Annotated in this window: 17 protein-coding genes and 1 tRNA gene; 14 read left to right on the forward strand and 4 right to left on the reverse strand. The window is 37.7% G+C overall.

Annotated features, from left to right (window positions below):
* The first annotated feature begins 138 nt into the window (after nt 1-138).
* Both AC0C45_RS07310 and AC0C45_RS07315 read left to right on the forward strand, forming a co-directional pair.
* Complete coding sequence (locus tag AC0C45_RS07310; RefSeq protein ID WP_237893467.1) at nt 139-1,467, forward strand: GntT/GntP/DsdX family permease; 1,329 nt, start codon at nt 139-141, stop codon at nt 1,465-1,467.
* Nucleotides 1,468-1,621: 154 nt separating this feature from the next.
* A complete protein-coding gene (locus AC0C45_RS07315; protein ID WP_034654315.1) occupies nt 1,622-2,233 on the forward strand; it encodes a DUF1349 domain-containing protein in 612 nt (203 codons plus the stop codon).
* 38 nt (nt 2,234-2,271) lie between these two features.
* Here AC0C45_RS07315 and AC0C45_RS07320 read toward each other — a convergent pair whose 3' ends face one another.
* Nucleotides 2,272-2,892, reverse strand: a complete 621-nt coding sequence (locus AC0C45_RS07320) for a YitT family protein (RefSeq protein ID WP_237893468.1) — start codon at nt 2,890-2,892, stop codon at nt 2,272-2,274.
* 172 nt (nt 2,893-3,064) lie between these two features.
* Here AC0C45_RS07320 and AC0C45_RS07325 point away from each other — a divergent pair, with 172 nt between their 5' ends.
* Complete coding sequence (locus AC0C45_RS07325; RefSeq protein WP_013081796.1) at nt 3,065-3,514, forward strand: Lrp/AsnC family transcriptional regulator; 450 nt, start codon at nt 3,065-3,067, stop codon at nt 3,512-3,514.
* Nucleotides 3,515-3,542: 28 nt separating this feature from the next.
* Here the strand turns inward: AC0C45_RS07325 and AC0C45_RS07330 are convergent, their stop codons facing one another.
* Together AC0C45_RS07330 and AC0C45_RS07335 are read right to left on the reverse strand one after the other, a co-directional pair.
* Nucleotides 3,543-4,298 carry an arylamine N-acetyltransferase family protein gene (locus tag AC0C45_RS07330; protein WP_013081797.1) on the reverse strand — a complete coding sequence of 252 codons (756 nt, stop codon included), beginning with the start codon at nt 4,296-4,298 and terminating at the stop codon, nt 3,543-3,545.
* Nucleotides 4,299-4,318: 20 nt separating this feature from the next.
* The gene (locus AC0C45_RS07335) at nt 4,319-4,930 is read right to left on the reverse strand and encodes a DsbA family oxidoreductase (RefSeq protein WP_237893469.1); all 612 of its coding nucleotides are present in this window, start codon (nt 4,928-4,930) and stop codon (nt 4,319-4,321) included.
* A gap of 130 nt (nt 4,931-5,060) precedes the next feature.
* Here AC0C45_RS07335 and AC0C45_RS07340 point away from each other — a divergent pair.
* The 3 genes from AC0C45_RS07340 to AC0C45_RS07350 all read left to right on the forward strand — a co-directional run bounded on the left by AC0C45_RS07340 (nt 5,061) and on the right by AC0C45_RS07350 (nt 7,440).
* Nucleotides 5,061-5,132, forward strand: a tRNA-Val gene (locus AC0C45_RS07340).
* Nucleotides 5,133-5,300: 168 nt separating this feature from the next.
* Nucleotides 5,301-6,746, forward strand: a complete 1,446-nt coding sequence (locus tag AC0C45_RS07345) for a DEAD/DEAH box helicase (protein ID WP_016763084.1) — start codon at nt 5,301-5,303, stop codon at nt 6,744-6,746.
* 64 nt (nt 6,747-6,810) lie between these two features.
* On the forward strand, nt 6,811-7,440 hold the full coding sequence (locus AC0C45_RS07350; protein WP_034654301.1) for a copper homeostasis protein CutC: 630 nt from the start codon (nt 6,811-6,813) through the stop codon (nt 7,438-7,440).
* 160 nt (nt 7,441-7,600) lie between these two features.
* On the opposite strand, the gene AC0C45_RS07355 is transcribed toward AC0C45_RS07350, so the two are convergent.
* Complete coding sequence (locus AC0C45_RS07355) at nt 7,601-8,935, reverse strand: amino acid permease (protein WP_171777868.1); 1,335 nt, start codon at nt 8,933-8,935, stop codon at nt 7,601-7,603.
* Nucleotides 8,936-9,434: 499 nt separating this feature from the next.
* Between AC0C45_RS07355 and AC0C45_RS07360 the strand changes: the two genes are divergently transcribed.
* The 8 genes from AC0C45_RS07360 to AC0C45_RS07395 all read left to right on the forward strand — a co-directional run bounded on the left by AC0C45_RS07360 (nt 9,435) and on the right by AC0C45_RS07395 (nt 17,076).
* Complete coding sequence (locus AC0C45_RS07360) at nt 9,435-9,773, forward strand: YflT domain-containing protein (RefSeq protein WP_013081802.1); 339 nt, start codon at nt 9,435-9,437, stop codon at nt 9,771-9,773.
* 285 nt (nt 9,774-10,058) lie between these two features.
* Nucleotides 10,059-10,781 (forward strand): MBL fold metallo-hydrolase, encoded by a 723-nt coding sequence (locus AC0C45_RS07365; RefSeq protein WP_034654294.1) that lies wholly within the window; start codon nt 10,059-10,061, stop codon nt 10,779-10,781.
* Between the two features lie 4 nt (nt 10,782-10,785).
* Complete coding sequence (locus tag AC0C45_RS07370) at nt 10,786-11,364, forward strand: TetR/AcrR family transcriptional regulator (RefSeq protein WP_237893472.1); 579 nt, start codon at nt 10,786-10,788, stop codon at nt 11,362-11,364.
* A 255-nt stretch (nt 11,365-11,619) separates the two neighbouring features.
* Nucleotides 11,620-13,569: a BglG family transcription antiterminator gene (locus tag AC0C45_RS07375; RefSeq protein ID WP_016763089.1), complete on the forward strand. Its 1,950-nt coding sequence runs from the start codon at nt 11,620-11,622 to the stop codon at nt 13,567-13,569.
* 161 nt (nt 13,570-13,730) lie between these two features.
* The gene (locus AC0C45_RS07380; RefSeq protein ID WP_013055477.1) at nt 13,731-14,036 is read left to right on the forward strand and encodes a PTS sugar transporter subunit IIB; all 306 of its coding nucleotides are present in this window, start codon (nt 13,731-13,733) and stop codon (nt 14,034-14,036) included.
* A gap of 13 nt (nt 14,037-14,049) precedes the next feature.
* Entirely contained in the window at nt 14,050-15,408 is a 1,359-nt protein-coding gene (gene celB, locus AC0C45_RS07385; protein WP_016763090.1) for a PTS cellobiose transporter subunit IIC, read from the forward strand.
* A 13-nt stretch (nt 15,409-15,421) separates the two neighbouring features.
* Complete coding sequence (locus AC0C45_RS07390) at nt 15,422-15,751, forward strand: PTS lactose/cellobiose transporter subunit IIA (protein WP_013081807.1); 330 nt, start codon at nt 15,422-15,424, stop codon at nt 15,749-15,751.
* The gene (locus tag AC0C45_RS07395; protein ID WP_047930980.1) at nt 15,748-17,076 is read left to right on the forward strand and encodes a 6-phospho-beta-glucosidase; all 1,329 of its coding nucleotides are present in this window, start codon (nt 15,748-15,750) and stop codon (nt 17,074-17,076) included. The genes AC0C45_RS07390 and AC0C45_RS07395 overlap by 4 nt, the downstream gene beginning before the upstream one ends.
* The last annotated feature ends 113 nt before the right edge of the window (nt 17,077-17,189 follow it).

A 17,189-nucleotide genomic window follows, 5' to 3' on the forward strand; every position in this document is an offset into this window, starting at 1 on the left:
AAAAATGAAATCGTTTTCTAAAATAATTAATGTAAACGATTTCGATATTTGGAACTTATTTTTTAAAAAATTCACAGGGTGTAGAGCTTTTTTGTCACACGAAGAAAGCGTTTACTTAAAGGGAAGGTGGAAAGCAAGATGGATGCATACTTATTAGCTATTACAGTTGCCGCAATTGTTATTGTTATTGTAGGTGTTTCAGTTTTTAAATGGCATGCGTTTATTAGTTTAACGGTTGCGAGTTTGTTTTTAGCAATTGCTTCTGGATTATCAATGGATAAAATTGTTGGTGCTTACGAAACGGGAGTGGGCGGTGTTTTAGGCCACTTAGTAGGAATTTTAGCGCTGGGAACAATTTTAGGTAAGCTGATGGCCGATTCAGGTGCCGGCATGCAGGTAGCGGATTATTTCGTAAGAATATTCGGTGTGAAAAGACTGCCATGGGCGATGCTAGTAGCAGGTTTCATTATTGGTATTCCTGTTTTCTTCGAAGTAGGAATTTTAATCTTACTGCCTTTAGTTATTTCTATTCATAAAACAACAAAACAAAATATATTATTGATTGCTCTGCCAGTTATTGCAGGATTATCAATTGTTCATGGTCTCGTTCCTCCTCATCCAGGAGCGATGGCAGCTATTAGTATTTACGGAGCAAATACGGGGAAAGTACTTTTATATGCATTAATCATTTCAATTCCAGCTGCAGTTATCGCTGGACCAGTTTTTGCAAAGTGGGTTCACAAACGAGTGGTTCCAGAAGGAGAACCTGATCTAATTCGTATTACGACAACATCAAAAGATCTTCCTGGTACAGGCGTTTCATTTTTTGTCATTTTACTGCCCGTTCTATTAATGGTCTTAGCAGCTATAGCACCTGTTATTAACGGATTGCCAAGCGGCGTAGTGAAGTGTGTAGAATTAATAGGAAGCCCATTAATTGCACTTTTAATTGCTTGTTTTGCAGCGTTTTACCTGCTTGGAAAACGTCAAGGTATGACAAAAGATGTGATTAAAAAACTAACGGAAGAATGTTTGCTTCCTGTAGGATCTATTGTCTTAATTATTGGTGCAGGGGGCGGCTTCAAACAAGTATTAATCGATAGCGGAGTAGGGACAACAATTGGTCAAATGTCTGAACATCTGTCACTGTCGCCGCTTGTACTTGCATTTTTAATTGCTGGGTTAATCCGTATCGCTACAGGTTCAGCAACAGTTGCATTAACAACAGCGGCGGGTATTGTCTCACCAATCATTGAGCACATGTCCGGTGTTAACTTAGAACTTCTTGTTATCGTTACTGGTGCGGGTTCACTAATGTTCTCTCACGTTAATGATGCTGGCTTCTGGATGGTGAAGGAGTATTTAGGATTAACAGTGAAAGAAACATTCAAAACATGGACCGTTTTGGAAACGCTTCTATCCTTTATTGCTTTTGCAGGAGCACTTATTCTAAATGCACTAATCTAAAAATAAGACTCTTTTACTCTATGTAAAAGAGTCTTATTTTTTTTATGAAAAAAAGAATTTACAAGAAGAATAATCAAAATATTTTATTTATTCGTTAAATTATGGCAGAATAGAAATAGAAGAACAATAGCTTCTAAGAAGGGAATGACAGAGAGTGAGTAATCAACTAGTATTTTTCACAAACTTTTCAGAAGGAAAATTAGATTCAGACGTTTCTTGGTATTGTCCACCAGCTCAATTTCAAATTGATACGGAAACGAATCGATTAGTGATTAAAACAGATGCTAAAACAGATTTTTGGCAGCGTACTCATTATGGTTTTGAAGCGGACAATGGACACTTTCTTTACCGTGAAGTAGAAGGCGACTTTGAAATCATGACAAAGGTGCATACATATCCAGTTAATCGCTACGATCAAGCAGGTCTCATGATTCGTGTATCAAAAGATACGTGGATCAAAACGTCAGTTGAATACAATCCCGATGGTCCTAACCAATTAGGAGCAGTGGTAACCAACCAGGGCTTCTCAGATTGGTCCAGTCAAAATTTTACTCAAAACAAATCAGCGCTTTATTTTAAAATTCAGCGAAAAAACGATGATTACACCGTTTGTTATTCAAGTGATGGAGATTCGTGGACTCAGCTCCGACTCGCTTACTTATTGAACTCATCCAAAGAACCTGTTCAAGTTGGCATTTACGCTTGTAGTCCTCAAGGAGAAGGATATGAAGCCCAATTTGATTTTATAAAAGTAGAAAAAATTTAAATAAAAAACACGATTTAGTCACAGCTAAATCGTGTTTTTTATTTGGAAATCGCATTATCTAAAGGCTGTGTAACAGAAGCGGGTGTGGGTTGATTGTGTAAAGCAATTTTTTGTTTAAAGTAGCTGATAACAAACCCTGTAATTGCAATAGACATGACAGAGAAAATTCCTTTTGAAAATCCAATTGAATACATGCTCGACAGCACGACAAGGAAATCAAATGAAAAATTCACTTTTCCAGGATCCCAGCCGAATTTTCGCTGTGCGAATAGCGCTAGAATATTAGCACCGCCGAGAGAAGCTCCGTTCATAAATAAAATGGATAACCCAAGGCCTGCAATTAGTCCGCCAGTAACAGCACCCATAAGGCTGGGAAGTGTAAAGGAAGGAAGCAAGTGATCGAGTGAAGTGAGAAGTGATAGTAAAGACACTGATCCTATAGTTGTGGCGGTAAATTTCCATCCCATTTGAAAGAAGGAAAAGAGATAAAAAGGAATATTAATGAGAAAAAAGATCACCGCAAATGATAAAGGAAGAGCATATGACAAGCTGAGAGATAGACCAGCTGTTCCTCCCGTCACTACGTGAGAGTGTCGCAAGATAAGGACACCAATACTTGCAATTGTACATCCAAGAATAATCCATAAAACTTTTTTCATAAATAAACCCCTTTGTTTGTTTTTTCTGAATTTTCATTTTCAATCATCTACTTTAATGATAGGATATTAAATAAAGAAAACACATGCATAAGTGAAGGAAATAATACTTGTTCTGTTATCAAATTGAATGAAGATTTTATTTATTATATTCATTTTGAAAGGAAAGGTTTGTATGGATCAAATCGATGTACAATTATTATCTATTTTGCAAAAAGATGGGCGTATGACGATTAGTGATTTATCAAAAAATCTGGCTCTTAGCCGTCCAAGCGTATCAGAAAGACTGCAGCGTCTGCAGGAACGAGGAGTGATCCAGCGTTTCAGCGCTACGGTGTCTCCGAAAGCTTTAGGAAGAGATACACAGCTATTTATTCAAGTAAGCGAATTAAAAAGAAAACCAGAGGAATTTGAAGACTTTATTGAGCAAAATGAAGATGTACTTGAATGTCATCGTGTAACGGGGCCAGTTTCTTATTTTATCAAAGCAGCGGTGTGTGGAATGGAAGGGCTTCGAATGCTGGTTGATGAACTGATTCCTTATGGAAACGTGAATACGTCGATTATTTTAAAGTCGCCTGTAGAAAACAGGATGATTACTCCTGTACAAAAACCGGCCCCATAAGAGGCCGGTTTTTTGTATAAGAACAATATTAATAAAATCCTTTAATAATATAAAAATGATTTTGTAAAATATCAGGTGTTTCTTCTTCTGAAACGTTCCTTTTCGTCTTTTTTTCGCCATCTGTTACAGTTAGCGTTTCACCAGAGAGGGTAATGCGCCCTGTAGGGGTTGCGATCGTAACAAGACGTTTGTGTACAAACGGAGAATCGGCTGACGTTTGATTGAACTCACACATGGGAGTAAAGTCAGTCAGTTTCTTAGGAAGCGTAGACACACGGTACAGCGTTTTCCATACATCATCTTCCCATCGCTGCAAATCATACATATGCTCAGCAACGTTTGTCATACGATAAGAGCCGCTTACATCTCTTACTACTTCGCCATTTAAAGGCATTGGCTTGCGCACAGAATCTCCAAATCCAACGTCTACGATGTAAGGCTGATTTTCAATCGTCACAAGGTTTGTAGCGTGACTTCCTTCAATGGTCCACGTGCCGTCGGGTTTTTTGACGGTAGCTGAAACGTAAGAGACTTCATATCCGCTTTCTTTTAACAGCCAGCCAAATAGACCGTTTAATTCGTAGCAAAATCCTCCGCGTAAATTTACAATTACTTTTTGAAAAATTCGTTCCAAATCAATTATAATAGGGGTTTGAGACAGAACATCTAAGTTCTCAAAAGGAACATGAAGCATGTGTTTGTTCTGTAAAGCAGCTAAGCTTTGATACGTTGGGCTATCCGGTTTCTTAGCTAAAAACCGGCTAAAATAATAATTAATATTCATCAAATGCACCTCTTAGTAAATCATTTCTCTTTGTCTTTAGCAGAACGTTCATGTAACAGCTCTTTTTCGATTGTCTCTTTGGAAGCGAATCCTTGAAATACACGGCTGCCAATTTTTAAAGTTGGTACTTTCGTTACATGAGCATTTTCATACGCATGAACTAAGCTATCTTTATGAACTTGTTCGAACGTCCGGTCTTTTAAGATACGTATAAATATTTCTTGATCTAAATGTAAGGAATCAGCGATTTCTGCTAAGACTTCAGTCTGGCTAATATCTTTTTCATCTTCCCAATAAGCTTTAAAAACAGCATCTACATAGGCACTTTCTTGACCATGTTTTTTAGCAAAATGAAAGCCTTCATGTGCTAAATGAGTGCGCGGGACTGAAGGACTCTCCGGCATATTTATTTCCACGTGCAGCTGTTGTGCTAAGGGAGCTATCGATTGATTCCAAGTTCTCTCTAAAAAATCTTCTATTTGCTCCATCTGCTGGGCTGGCTCAGGCCAAAGTTCAAAAGGCTTCCATTCAATCTCAGCTTTTTGTTCTTTCATGACTTCTCTCAAAGGCTTAGTGGCTAGAAAACATAGTGGACAGACAAAATCAAAATAAAATTCAATATGCGCTTTCATCCCGTCACGCTCCTTTATGGCATGTTTTTATTTTATCAAAAGTAAAGATGATCCTTCCAACTTGGGAACTTTGGAAAAATAGTTGACAAAATTGGATAACTCTTTCTATAATATAGTCAATACATATCACGAGCGATTAGTTCAGTGGGAGAATACATCCTTGACAGGGATGGGGTCGGGGGTTCGAATCCCTCATCGCTCATACCAAAGCCGTTTTCTTATTAATAAGAGAGCGGCTTTTCTCTTTTGTTTGACAAATCAATGTTACATTAAATCTTGAGCGCGTATAGAAGAATTAAAGTATAATGAAACATAGTGCATCAGGTCATGATAAAGATAATCACTAATTTAAAATAAATGAGGGTACAAAATGAATCAAAGAAGTTTTAGTCAATATGGTCTTAGTGACAAGGTAGCTAAGGCGCTTTCTAGCCTGCAATACAATCATCCTACGGAAGTACAAAGCAAGGTGCTTCCCATCGCGCTAGAAGAAAGAGATGTTGTCGTGAAGTCTCAAACAGGAAGTGGAAAAACGGCTTCCTTTGGCATTCCACTGTGTGAATTAGTTAATTGGGAAGAAAATAAGCCTCAGGCCTTAGTGTTAACACCTACACGAGAGCTGGCCGCGCAGGTAAAAGAAGATATTACAAATATCGGCCGTTTTAAGCGAATTAAAGCAGCAGCTGTCTACGGAAAATCACCGTTTGCCAAGCAAAAAGTAGAATTAAAGCAAAAAACACATATTGTTGTAGGTACGCCTGGGCGAGTGCTTGATCATATAGAAAAAGAAACGCTTGCATTAGAGAAAATTCGTTATTTGGTTATTGATGAAGCAGATGAAATGCTAAATATGGGTTTTATTGACCAAGTAGAAGCAATTATTCAACATCTTCCTAGTGAGCGTGTAACGATGCTTTTCTCCGCTACGCTTCCTGAAGATATTGAAGAGCTTTCTCGCAAGTATATGAAAAAGCCGGTTGATGTTGAAATCAAAGCGAATGGATTAACGACAAGTACGATTGACCATTCTGTTATATCAGTAGAAAACGAACGTAAATTTGAACTGCTGAAAGACGTAACCACAGTAGAAAACCCGGACAGCTGCATCATTTTTTGCCGCACGCAAGAGCAGGTAAATACGCTGTTAGATGATTTAGATGATCTTGGGTATCCTTGTGATAAAATTCACGGGGCAATGGTGCAAGAAGACCGTTTTGAGGTTATGAATGATTTCAAAAAAGGTAAATTTCGCTATTTAGTGGCGACAGATGTAGCTGCGAGAGGAATTGATATTGATAATATCACACACGTTATTAACTATGACCTTCCGTTAGAAAAAGAAAGCTACGTTCACCGTACAGGAAGAACGGGACGTGCCGGTAAAAAAGGGAAGGCTATCACATTTGTAACGCCTTATGAAGAGAGAATGCTATCGGAAATTGAAGAATATATCGGTTTTTCAATTTCAACATCTACTCCTCCTTCTAAAGAAGAAGTACAGCAGGCAGCATCCGCTTTTACTGAAAAAATCAATGAGCGTCCAGAAGTTAAAAAAGATAAAAGCGAGTCATTAAATAAAGACATTATGAAGCTGTATTTTAACGGAGGAAAGAAAAAGAAAATTAGAGCGGTTGATTTTGTGGGAACAATTGCAAAGTTAGACGGAGTAACCGCAGACGATATTGGAATTATTACGATCCAAGAAAACGTCTCTTATGTAGAGATTCTGAATGGAAAAGGTACCAAAGTGTTACAAGCAATGAAAAACAAAACGATTAAAGGAAAGAAATTAAAAGTTCATAAAGCGATTAAATAGCAGAAGGAAGTCCATCTTTTTAAAGATGGGCTTTATTTATAGAGCCAATAAAGGAGTTGAGAGTATGAAGTACATAAAAGAAGCGTGTGCAGAAGGGTATGAGCAGGCAAAAAAAGCAGAAAAGCTAGGAGCAGACCGCATTGAATTGTGTGACAATCTCAGTCAAGGAGGCGCTACGCCAAGTTACGGCACCATTGAATATGCAAGCGAACATCTTGATACAGATATCAACGTAATTATTCGCCCAAGAAGCGGTGATTTTATATATTCCGAAGCAGAATTTCAAATTATGAAAAAAGACGTTAAAGCATGTAAAGACCTTGGAGTAAACGGAGTAGTATTTGGCATTTTAACAGAAGAAGCTGAAATCGATTACGGACGTACTAAAGAGTTAATAGCAGAAGCTCATCCTTTAAGCGTTACGTTTCATATGGCATTTGATGAGATTAAAGATAAATACAAAGCCATTGATATACTTAGTGAATTGGGAGCAGACCGTATTTTGACCAAAGGAGGGAAAGGATCTGCTTTGCAAAATCTTCATATGATCCGAGAATTGATCACATATGCTAACGACCGTATTATTATTTTGCCCGGCGGAGGAATTCATGAAAGCAACGCAGAGGCGGTTATAAAAGAAACAAAAGCAGCTGAATTACACGGAACAAAAATTGTAGGAGATTTATCTCGTTAAATAAAAAGAGGCTGGTACAAAAGCATTTTAATCCAAGTGAAAAACGAACCATTAATCAATATGTTTGATTCGTGGTTCGTTTTTTGATGGTGAATATAGTTTCATCTATCTCATTTGTTCATCTTGAGATCGAATTCATTTAGTTATGTCTCAACCTCTTTTATTTTGATGTATTTTCTTTTGCTGCTAAGCCGCTCGTCATTTTGGTACGCTGAAAGAAAAAAGAACCTACGACGAGTACAGCAATTAAAAGAGTTAAGAAGAACTGAGAACGTAATGAATCAATAAATGCCATGGCTATAAAAATACCAGTGATGGCAAGGATTGTAGCGTAAGTTAAGTAAGGAAATAACCACATTTTAATTTTTAATGCTTCAGGATTTTCTTTTTCATATTTTTTTCGCATTTTAATCTGTGAAAATGCAATAACAAGATATACAAGAAGCGCTACGCCACCTGATGCATTCACTAAAAACAAAAAGATTTTGTCCGGTGAAATGTAGTTAAAGATAACGCTAACGTACGAGATAACTGTACAAGCTAATATCGCGCTAACCGGCACGCCTTTTTTATTTAATTTTGAAAATCTTTTTGGCGCATCGCCGTTTTGAGACATGGAAAACAGCATGCGAGAACTCGTATACAGACCAGAATTCAGACAGGAAAGAACGGCTGTTAAAATAATAAAGTTCATAATTTGAGCTGCGGCCGGTACATTCACTAATTCAAGAATAGATACAAATGGGCTTTTCATTAGGCTTGACGAATTCCACGGAAGAACCGTTACTAAAATAAAAATAGAGCCTAAATAGAAAAACAAAATGCGATAAATAACGGTATTGGTCGCGATGGTAATGGCTTTTTCAGGCTGAGACGATTCACCTGCTGCGGTTGCGACAATTTCTGTTCCCATAAAAGAGAACATGACGAGGGCAATTCCTAAAAATACAGAGCTAATTCCATTTGGTAAAAATCCGCCTTTATGCAAAAGGTTAGAAGTGCCGGGAGAATCAATGCCTGGAATAAATCCAAAAATAATAGCTATACCTAAAAGTAAAAAAAGAACGATGCTGACGACTTTAATGAGAGAGAACCAATATTCAAATTCTCCGAAAGATTTAACAGAGTACAGATTGGTCATTGTTAATAAAAAAGTAAGAGCAAGACTTACTCCCCAAGACGGCAAAGACGGGAACCAGTATTGAATAATGTTTGCACCTGCAATGGCTTCAACAGCAATAACGATAACCCAGAAAAACCAGTAAAGCCAGCCAATCGTGTAGCCGGCCCAAGGGCCTAATGCTTCTTTTGCATAGGTAGAAAAAGAACCGCTGGAAGGATTTGCAGTAGACATTTCGCCAAGCATTCGCATGACTAAAATAACGAGCAAACCAGCAAATGCGTACGAAAAAATAGATCCCGGGCCAGCGGTGTTAATGAGCGATCCGCTTCCGATAAACAATCCTGCCCCGATAATTCCTCCAAGAGAAATCATGGTGATGTGCCTAATCTTTAACTCTTTCTTTAACTGTGGCTGGCTGTTCAATTGTAAAACCTCCTATATAACCTGGATTTTTAGTTAATATGGAGAATTATAGTATGTTGTAAGGCGGAAGGACAGGATGTTGTTAGAAGTTCTTTCATGTAAAAAGCCGGATATGAATTGTTGCATTCATATCCGGCTTACTCTGACACAGACATTCATTATGCGTATAAAGTATCTGATTAGCGTCTTTTTCTTTTATTACGATAAGCAATGGAGATGAATTTCTTATGAACGTTAGCTGAAAAGCAGCTGAATAATTGTTTTAGATACGTTAATCGAAAGAGGTATGCGTCTAATTAAAGGATACTATGGAAGAATTTCTAAACTCTCTCCGAAGCGCTAAATGCGGGTTTTCCTTTCTGAAAACGGGTATACATAGTAGTAAGAAGTTTATTCTTTTGCTAAGTATAAAAGAAAGATGTGCGATAGAAACAGGAGGTTATAAATAATGAAACATGTTGAAGTAGTAGAAAAAGGAGCAAATATTAACGAAGCAGTTAATCAATTTGCAGACAAAGGTTTTGAGAAAGATGAAGTATACGTGTTTACGTATGACAAGGAAAATTCTAAAAATTTAACAGAAGTAACGGACACAAATATTATTCGTCTGTCTGAAGAAGGTCCTTTACATTCAGCAGCGAGTTTATTTTTAACCAGAGAAGATGAGCTTCGAACAAAAATGGCTTCACTAGGCTTATCAAAAGATGAAACAAAAAAATATGAAGAAGAGTTAAAGAAAGGCAGTGCGATTGTAGTGGCTGCTACAGGAGAAAGAAAAGACGTTTAATTTTAATAGAGGCTATGGAAAAAGTAGTTTAGTTAAAGGGAAGATCCGAACGCGTTTGATTCTTGATAGAGAATCAAACGCGTTCGGATTTTTTTGTGGGGACGGTGTAACAAGTGATCTATACGAGCTTCTTTATCCCATTTGTTCGTCTTTAGATTTAATTGATTTCGTTATGTCTCACACTTTTTTTGTTTTTTCCAATATATGATTGATAAAACTAATGGTATTAGTTAAAATAAAAACTAATACCATTAGTTTTTATTTTATATAGTAGGGGATGAGGAAATGAAAATAGTTCGTGAAAAAATGTTGTATCAACTGACGTTTTTGCCTCGCTTTTTTCCGGTAAACTGTTATTTAGTCGAAGAGAAAGACAGCCTTACATTAATTGATGCAGCTCTTCCTTACAGCGCGTCAGGTATTTTGAAAGCTGCAGATCAAATTGGAAAACCGATTACGCGAATCGTTTTTACGCATACTCATGAAGACCATATCGGAGCAATTGATACTTTGAAAAAAAGCTTGCCGAATGCTTCCGTTTATATGTCGCAAAGAGATTATCGATTATTTTCAGGAGATTTAACAATCGATTCGGAGGAACCTCAAAACCCGATTCGCGGAGGGGTTCCAAAACTAGGAAAGATTTCAACTGAAATTGATCAGTTCATTGAAGAAGGGTCTTGCATTGGCTCACTTGCTCCTGTTTTTACACCGGGACATACACCTGGTTCTATGTCTTTCTTAGACCAGAGAACGAACGCATTAATTGCCGGAGATTCTTTCCAAGTGCAAGGAGGAGTTGCGGTATCAGGTCAGTTAAAACCGCTGTTTCCGTTTCCTGCCTTTGGAACGTGGAGCAAAGAGCTAGCGCTTAAAAGTGCAGAAAAGCTATATGAATTAAACCCGTCACTTCTTGCTGTTGGACACGGAAGAATTCTTTCTCAGCCGCTAAAATTGATGGAAAAAGCAATACAACAAGCAAAAGTAAAAATGGAAAAAAGGAGATGAAGAGATGTCGCCAAGACAGGGACTAGATTTCAAAAAAGTGATTCAAACAGGTGAAGATTTGGCCAATCGTGAAGGATTTTATGCTGTTACAATTGCTTCATTAGCCAAAGAATTAAATGTCCGTCCACCGTCTTTATATAACCATATAAAAGGGTTAGAAGAGCTGCGCAAAGAACTGGCTTTAAGTGGACTGCAGCAGCTATATCATCTTCTAAAAAATGCTGTTGAACGTGCTTCTGCAGAAGAAGCTGTTTATCAGTTAAGTAAAGCGTATGTTTCATTTGTAAGGGAGTCTCCAGGAATATACGAAGCAACGGCAACGGTAGCACCAAAGATACAAGATAAAGAAGTACAAAAAGCATCTGATAACGTTGTATCTTTAGTGTTGAATGTGTTGAAACCGTATCAACTTCCGGAAAATGCAGCTCTTCATGCTGTTAGAGGTCTTCGAAGTATTTTACATGGATTTTCTTCATTGGAGCAGCGAGGGGGATTTGGGCTATCGTTAAGTACCGATGAGACACTAGCTTTTTTAATTCGTACGTTTGTATTAGGGCTGCATCAGTACGAGCAGGCTACATAAATTCTATTAATGCTACTAAACCCGTTAATTGAAATTGAAAAAAAAGAGAAAGAATGATAGATTACAAATAAAGATATTTATTCCTATTGTTTTAGGGTTGTTACTGATGGAGCAGGCAAAACCTAAGCTGCAAGGACAGAAAATGTAGTTTCTGTTTGTTGCTGTTTAGGTATTTTTTGTTTTTGTTTAAAATAACTAGCCCTTTTAATTTATTTTATAAAGGGGAAAATCTTCTGAGAATGGAGAGAAACAAATATGCTTAATTCAAGAATGATCGTCATATTACGAGAACTAATGTCCATACAGTCTACATTATCAACCGTTACGAGCGAATATTTAGCAACAGTAAATCAAGTATCTTCGCGAACTATTCGAACTGATATAAAACAGCTGGATGACATTTTGTCTCAGTACGGTGCCAAGGTTAAATCAGCTCGAGGAACAGGGTACGAACTTAGCGTTTTAGATGAAAAACAGTTTCATCAGCTATTAAAAGAACTTTCGGCTAATCAATTGTTTGATGCAACCTCTATTCCAACGGTTCCTGATGACCGCGTGCATTATTTAATCAAAAGATTGCTGTTAGCAGACGAATATTTGAAGCTTGAAGATTTAGCAGACGAGTTGTATATTAGCAAATCAACGATTCAAAACGATTTAAGAGACGTCAAAAAACAGCTGTGTAAGTATGATATTCTTTTAGAAAAACGTCCTAACTATGGCTTGAAAGCTAAAGGGGACGAAATGAAAATGAGATTCTGTATGTCTGAGTACATATTCAACCGAAAAGATAAAGAAATAGATATGGTATACAATAAAATATCTATTCTGCCCCAAGAATCAATCTTAACGATTAAAGCCCACATTTTGAATCAAATAAAACGATACAATATTATGGTTTCAGACATTGGATTAAATAATTTAATCATTCATTTAGCTATAGCTTGTAAGCGAATACAAGAAGAAAATTTTATCTCTTTGTATTCAGAAGATCTGCTTGAGATTATGGAGCATAAAGAATATGAAGTGGCAGCTGAAATTGTGCGAGAGATTGAAAATGCATTCAAGATTCGTTTTCCGAAGTCAGAAACGGCATATATCGCCATTCATTTGTTAGGTACAAAAATGCTCAACAATAGCAATCATGAAGAAAAAGAAGTGAAGCAGTTTATTGACACACATATCTATGAATTAACAGCAGCTATATTAGAAGCAATTGAGAAAGAGCTTCATTTAGGAATTAGCGAAGATTCAGAGCTGATCCTTGGCATGAGCTTGCATTTGAAACCGGCTATCAATCGCTATAAATATGGAATGAATCTGCGAAACCCGATGCTTGAAGGAATTAAGAGTCATTACCCTCTGGCTTTTGAAGCTGGGATTATAGCTGGGAAGGTTTTGAAAAATCGCCTTGAAATCGACATGCATGAAACGGAAATTGGCTATTTAGCTTTACATATTGGAGGGGCCATTGAACGTCGGAAAATTATCAACCAGCCTAAGCGCTGTTTGATTGTATGCGCATCGGGAGTAGGGAGTGCCAAGCTATTATCATATAAGCTGCAGGCTACTTTTGGATTAAATCTGACTATTTTAGGAACAACGCAGTATTATAAGCTTCACCAAATGTCGCTGCACTCTTTAGATTTTATTGTTAGTACGATTCCAATTCCAGATCATCTTCCTGTTCCTGTAGTACAAGTAAGTACGATTCTAGGAAACAGTGATTTTAAAAAAATTGACTGTTTAATGAAGAACAAACAGCAGCCTTCCTTAGAATACACCAAAAAAGAATTAGTATATTTACAGCAAGAATTTCAAACGAGAGAAGAAGTGCTTCATTTTTTAGGAGAGAAATTAACTCATCTAGGACTAGTTCCTTCTCAATTTATAGAATCTGTTTTTGAAAGAGAAGCTGCATCACCAACAAGTTTTGGCAATCTCGTTGCTATTCCTCATCCTATGGTTCCTCAAACGGATACGACGTTTTGGGCCATTTGTACGTTAAAAAAACCGATTATGTGGGAAGGAAACCTCGTGCAATTTATTTGCCTTTTAAGTGTAAAAGCGAATAATCAAGGCGATTTGCAAAAGATGTACAGTTTGTTAGTCCGCGTTGTGGATGATAAGCAGGTCGTGCAGCGCTTAGTAAAGTGCAAGGATTATGAGGAATTTATAGAGGTGTTTATGAAAAATATTAGATAAAAAAAGAAGTCTAAGAGAGGGGCTTCTTTTTTTATCTGAATGTTCAAACATAATTTTTCCGCTAGTAACGGAAAAAGGTTGTGTATAAATGTAAGCGCTTTTATTTTAAGATAAAACTATCAACAAAACAGATAGCAAAATAAAAAACGGGGGAATGACAAATGAATATTCTATTATGTTGTGCAGCTGGAATGTCTACAAGTTTACTAGTAACAAAAATGGAAAAAAGCGCTCAGGAGCAAAGCACGGAGTATAAAATTTGGGCGGTTCCTGGTGACTCTGTTCGCAACCATATTGATCAAGCGGATGTACTTTTATTAGGACCTCAAGTGCGCTACCTATTGCCGCAGCTTAAGAAGCTAGGTGAAGAAAAAGGAGTGCCAGTTGACGTTATAAATCCTGTTCACTACGGAACGTGTAATGGAGAACAAGTGTTAAAATTTGCAGTTCAACTAGTTTCAAAATAGGAGTGTGGACTACATGAGCAAATTTAATAGTATGCTTGAAAGCAAAGTTATGCCTATCGCTGGAAAAATGGCGGGTCAACGCCATTTACAAGCGCTTCGAGACGGTATTGTTCTGACAATGCCGCTCATTATTATCGGTTCAGTATTTTTAATACTGTCGAATTTACCGATACCAGGTTATAACGATCTTATGGCAGGGATTTTCGGAAAAGAATGGGCAACGAAAATGGCCTATCCAGTTGGAGCTACATTCGATATTATGGCGCTGCTTGCTTGTTTCGGAATAGCCTATCGGTTAGCTGAGAAATACGGAGTAGATGCTTTGTCCGCAGGGGCTATTTCACTTGCTGCTTTTTTACTTGCTACTCCGTATAAAGTGTCCTTTCTCCCAAGTGGAGCCAAAGAAGCTATTTTAGTAGACGGCGGAATTCCAACCGCTTTAATGGGAAGTAAAGGACTCTTTGTAGCAATGATTGTCGCGATTCTCTCTACGGAAATTTACAGATGGTTTATTCAAAAAGACATTATCATCAAGATGCCTGATGGAGTTCCTCCCGCTGTTGGAAAATCGTTTGCTGCTCTTATTCCTGGCTTTACGGTAATAGCATTTATTTGGATTTTACGTTTGTTAGTAGAACAAACGCATTTTGGAAGCCTGCATAATATCGTTGGAGAATTGCTTGGAAAGCCTTTAGGTGTGTTAGGCGGCAGTTTAGGCGGTACGCTAGTTGCCGAACTTGTTATTATGCTCATGTGGTCATGTGGACTTCATGGAGCGAATATTGTCGGTGGAATTATGGCTCCCATTTGGTATGGAGCTATGGATGAAAACCGAATTGCATTTGCTAATCATGAAGCATTACCAAATATTTTTACACAGCAGTTCTTTGATATTTGGATTAATATCGGAGGCAGTGGAGCAACGTTAGCTTTAGTCGTTGCGATGATTTTAAAAGCGCGCAGTCAACAAATGAAGCAGCTTGGTAAATTAGGAATAGGGCCAGCTCTTTTTAATATTAATGAGCCAATCATCTTTGGACTTCCGATGGTGATGAATCCAATGATGCTTATTCCGTTTATTATTACCCCTCTTGTGACGGTAGTAGCAACCTATATTGCCATGTCGACAGGACTGGTAGCAAAACCAGCAGGTATTGCGGTTCCTTGGACTATGCCTCCGATTATTTCTGGCTATTTGGCAACAGGAGGGAAATTATCGGGTGCAGTTATGCAAGCTATTAATATCGGAATTTCTGTTTGCATTTATTATCCTTTCTTTAGAATGTGGGATAAACAAAAATTCACTGAAGAAAATGGTATACAGCCTGCAGCTGAAGGGGTACCAAGTGATACAAAGAAAGATATTGTGTAAGGAGGGATAAAGGATGGAAAGCATTCAAGAATATATTTTTAAATTAATCTTACACGGTGGAAACGGCAGAAGTTCAGCAATGGAAGCGATAGCAGCTGCCAAAAGCGGAAATTTTTCAGAAGCACGTGAAAAGCTTACACAGGCTGCAGAAGAATTAAATGCTGCTCATCATATCCAAACGTCGTTAATTCAAGGTGAAATTAGAGGGGAAAGCACAGAAATTTCTCTGCTCATGATTCATGCTCAAGATCATTTAATGAATGCGATGACGGTAAAAGAAATGGCTACTGAATTTGTAGATTTATATGAAGCAATCAAAATTTCTGGGGGGATTACACTATGAAAAAAGGTATTAAGATTGTAACGATTGGCGGAGGTTCAAGCTATACGCCTGAACTAATAGAAGGATTTATTAAACGATACGATGAACTTCCAGTTCGAGAACTGTGGCTAGTAGACGTTGAAGAAGGAAAAGAAAAGCTAGAGATTGTTGGTAATTTGGCAAAACGAATGGTGAAAAAATCAGGTTTGCCAATTGATGTTCATTTAACGTTAGATCGAAGAGAAGCACTAAAAGATGCGGATTTCGTAACGACTCAATTCCGAGTTGGTTTGTTAGATGCACGAGCGAAAGATGAAAGAATACCGCTTAAATACGGGGTGCTTGGTCAAGAAACAAATGGACCGGGCGGATTATTTAAAGGACTTCGCACGATTCCCGTTATTTTAGATATCTGCCGTGACATTGAAGAGTTATGTCCAGAAGCTTGGCTGATTAACTTCACAAATCCTGCAGGTATGGTAACAGAAGCTGTGCTCCGCTATAGTAACATTAAAAAGATTGTAGGACTTTGTAATGTACCAATCGGAATGGAAATGGGGATTGCTAAGTTGCTTGATGTAGATCACTCTCGCATTCGAATTGATTTTGCTGGCTTAAATCACATGGTCTATGGATTGGATGTATATGTAGATGGTGTAAGCGTTAAAGATCAAGTTATTGATTTATTGAGTGATCCAACTAACAGCAGCTTTGTGAAAAATGTAGCGGGACTTGGATGGGAGCCAGAATTTACAAAAGCCCTAAATGCGTTAACTTGTCCATATCACATGTACTATTATAAAACGCGTGAAATGGTAGAAAAAGAGCTCGTTAATTATGAAAAAGGTGAAACGAGAGCAGAAGTCGTAAAACAGTTGGAAAAAGAGCTGTTCGAACTGTATAAAGATCCTAATCTAGACATTAAACCGCCTCAATTAGAACAGCGCGGCGGAGCCTATTATAGTGATGCAGCCGTTCGATTGATTACATCCATTTACACGGATAAAGGTGATATTCAGCCCGTAAATACTATCAATAATGGTGCCATAGCAAGCATTCCTGCTGATTCTGCCGTAGAAGTAAGCTGTATCATTACAAAAGATGGACCGAAGCCAATTTCAGTCGGCGACCTTCCTGTACCTGTGCGAGGTCTTGTCCAAACAATTAAGTCATTTGAGCGTATTGCAGCTGAAGCAGCAGTGACAGGAGATTATGATAAAGCTATTTTAGCATTAACCATTAATCCTCTTGTGGCTTCTGATAAACTAGCTAAGCAAATTGTCGATGAGATGCTAGAAGCTCATAAAGATTACTTGCCTCAATTTTTTAAAATGGTTCAAGCTTAAAATCAAGCTGTGCGAATACAGTACGTATTCGCACAGTTTTTTTCTATTTGTAAAGCTAGATTTCTGCCACCATCAATGTAACAATATAAAATAGAAACAGACAGCAAAGGGTG

Source organism: Priestia sp. VA7 (assembly GCF_055710015.1).

Bases quoted from the DNA above. Each gene is read 5' to 3' on its own strand.
- AC0C45_RS07375 (WP_016763089.1), top strand. From the start codon at position 11,620: ATGCTTAATTCAAGAATGATCGTCATATTACGAGAACTAATGTCCATA.
- AC0C45_RS07355 (WP_171777868.1), bottom strand. From the start codon at position 8,935: ATGATTTCTCTTGGAGGAATTATCGGGGCAGGATTGTTTATCGGAAGC.
- AC0C45_RS07360 (WP_013081802.1), top strand. From the start codon at position 9,435: ATGAAACATGTTGAAGTAGTAGAAAAAGGAGCAAATATTAACGAAGCA.
- AC0C45_RS07335 (WP_237893469.1), bottom strand. From the start codon at position 4,930: ATGAAAGCGCATATTGAATTTTATTTTGATTTTGTCTGTCCACTATGT.
- AC0C45_RS07380 (WP_013055477.1), top strand. From the start codon at position 13,731: ATGAATATTCTATTATGTTGTGCAGCTGGAATGTCTACAAGTTTACTA.
- celB (WP_016763090.1), top strand. From the start codon at position 14,050: ATGAGCAAATTTAATAGTATGCTTGAAAGCAAAGTTATGCCTATCGCT.
- AC0C45_RS07345 (WP_016763084.1), top strand. From the start codon at position 5,301: ATGAATCAAAGAAGTTTTAGTCAATATGGTCTTAGTGACAAGGTAGCT.
- AC0C45_RS07370 (WP_237893472.1), top strand. From the start codon at position 10,786: ATGTCGCCAAGACAGGGACTAGATTTCAAAAAAGTGATTCAAACAGGT.
- AC0C45_RS07395 (WP_047930980.1), top strand. From the start codon at position 15,748: ATGAAAAAAGGTATTAAGATTGTAACGATTGGCGGAGGTTCAAGCTAT.
- AC0C45_RS07330 (WP_013081797.1), bottom strand. From the start codon at position 4,298: ATGAATATTAATTATTATTTTAGCCGGTTTTTAGCTAAGAAACCGGAT.
- AC0C45_RS07365 (WP_034654294.1), top strand. From the start codon at position 10,059: ATGAAAATAGTTCGTGAAAAAATGTTGTATCAACTGACGTTTTTGCCT.
- AC0C45_RS07390 (WP_013081807.1), top strand. From the start codon at position 15,422: ATGGAAAGCATTCAAGAATATATTTTTAAATTAATCTTACACGGTGGA.
- AC0C45_RS07320 (WP_237893468.1), bottom strand. From the start codon at position 2,892: ATGAAAAAAGTTTTATGGATTATTCTTGGATGTACAATTGCAAGTATT.
- AC0C45_RS07310 (WP_237893467.1), top strand. From the start codon at position 139: ATGGATGCATACTTATTAGCTATTACAGTTGCCGCAATTGTTATTGTT.
- AC0C45_RS07350 (WP_034654301.1), top strand. From the start codon at position 6,811: ATGAAGTACATAAAAGAAGCGTGTGCAGAAGGGTATGAGCAGGCAAAA.
- AC0C45_RS07325 (WP_013081796.1), top strand. From the start codon at position 3,065: ATGGATCAAATCGATGTACAATTATTATCTATTTTGCAAAAAGATGGG.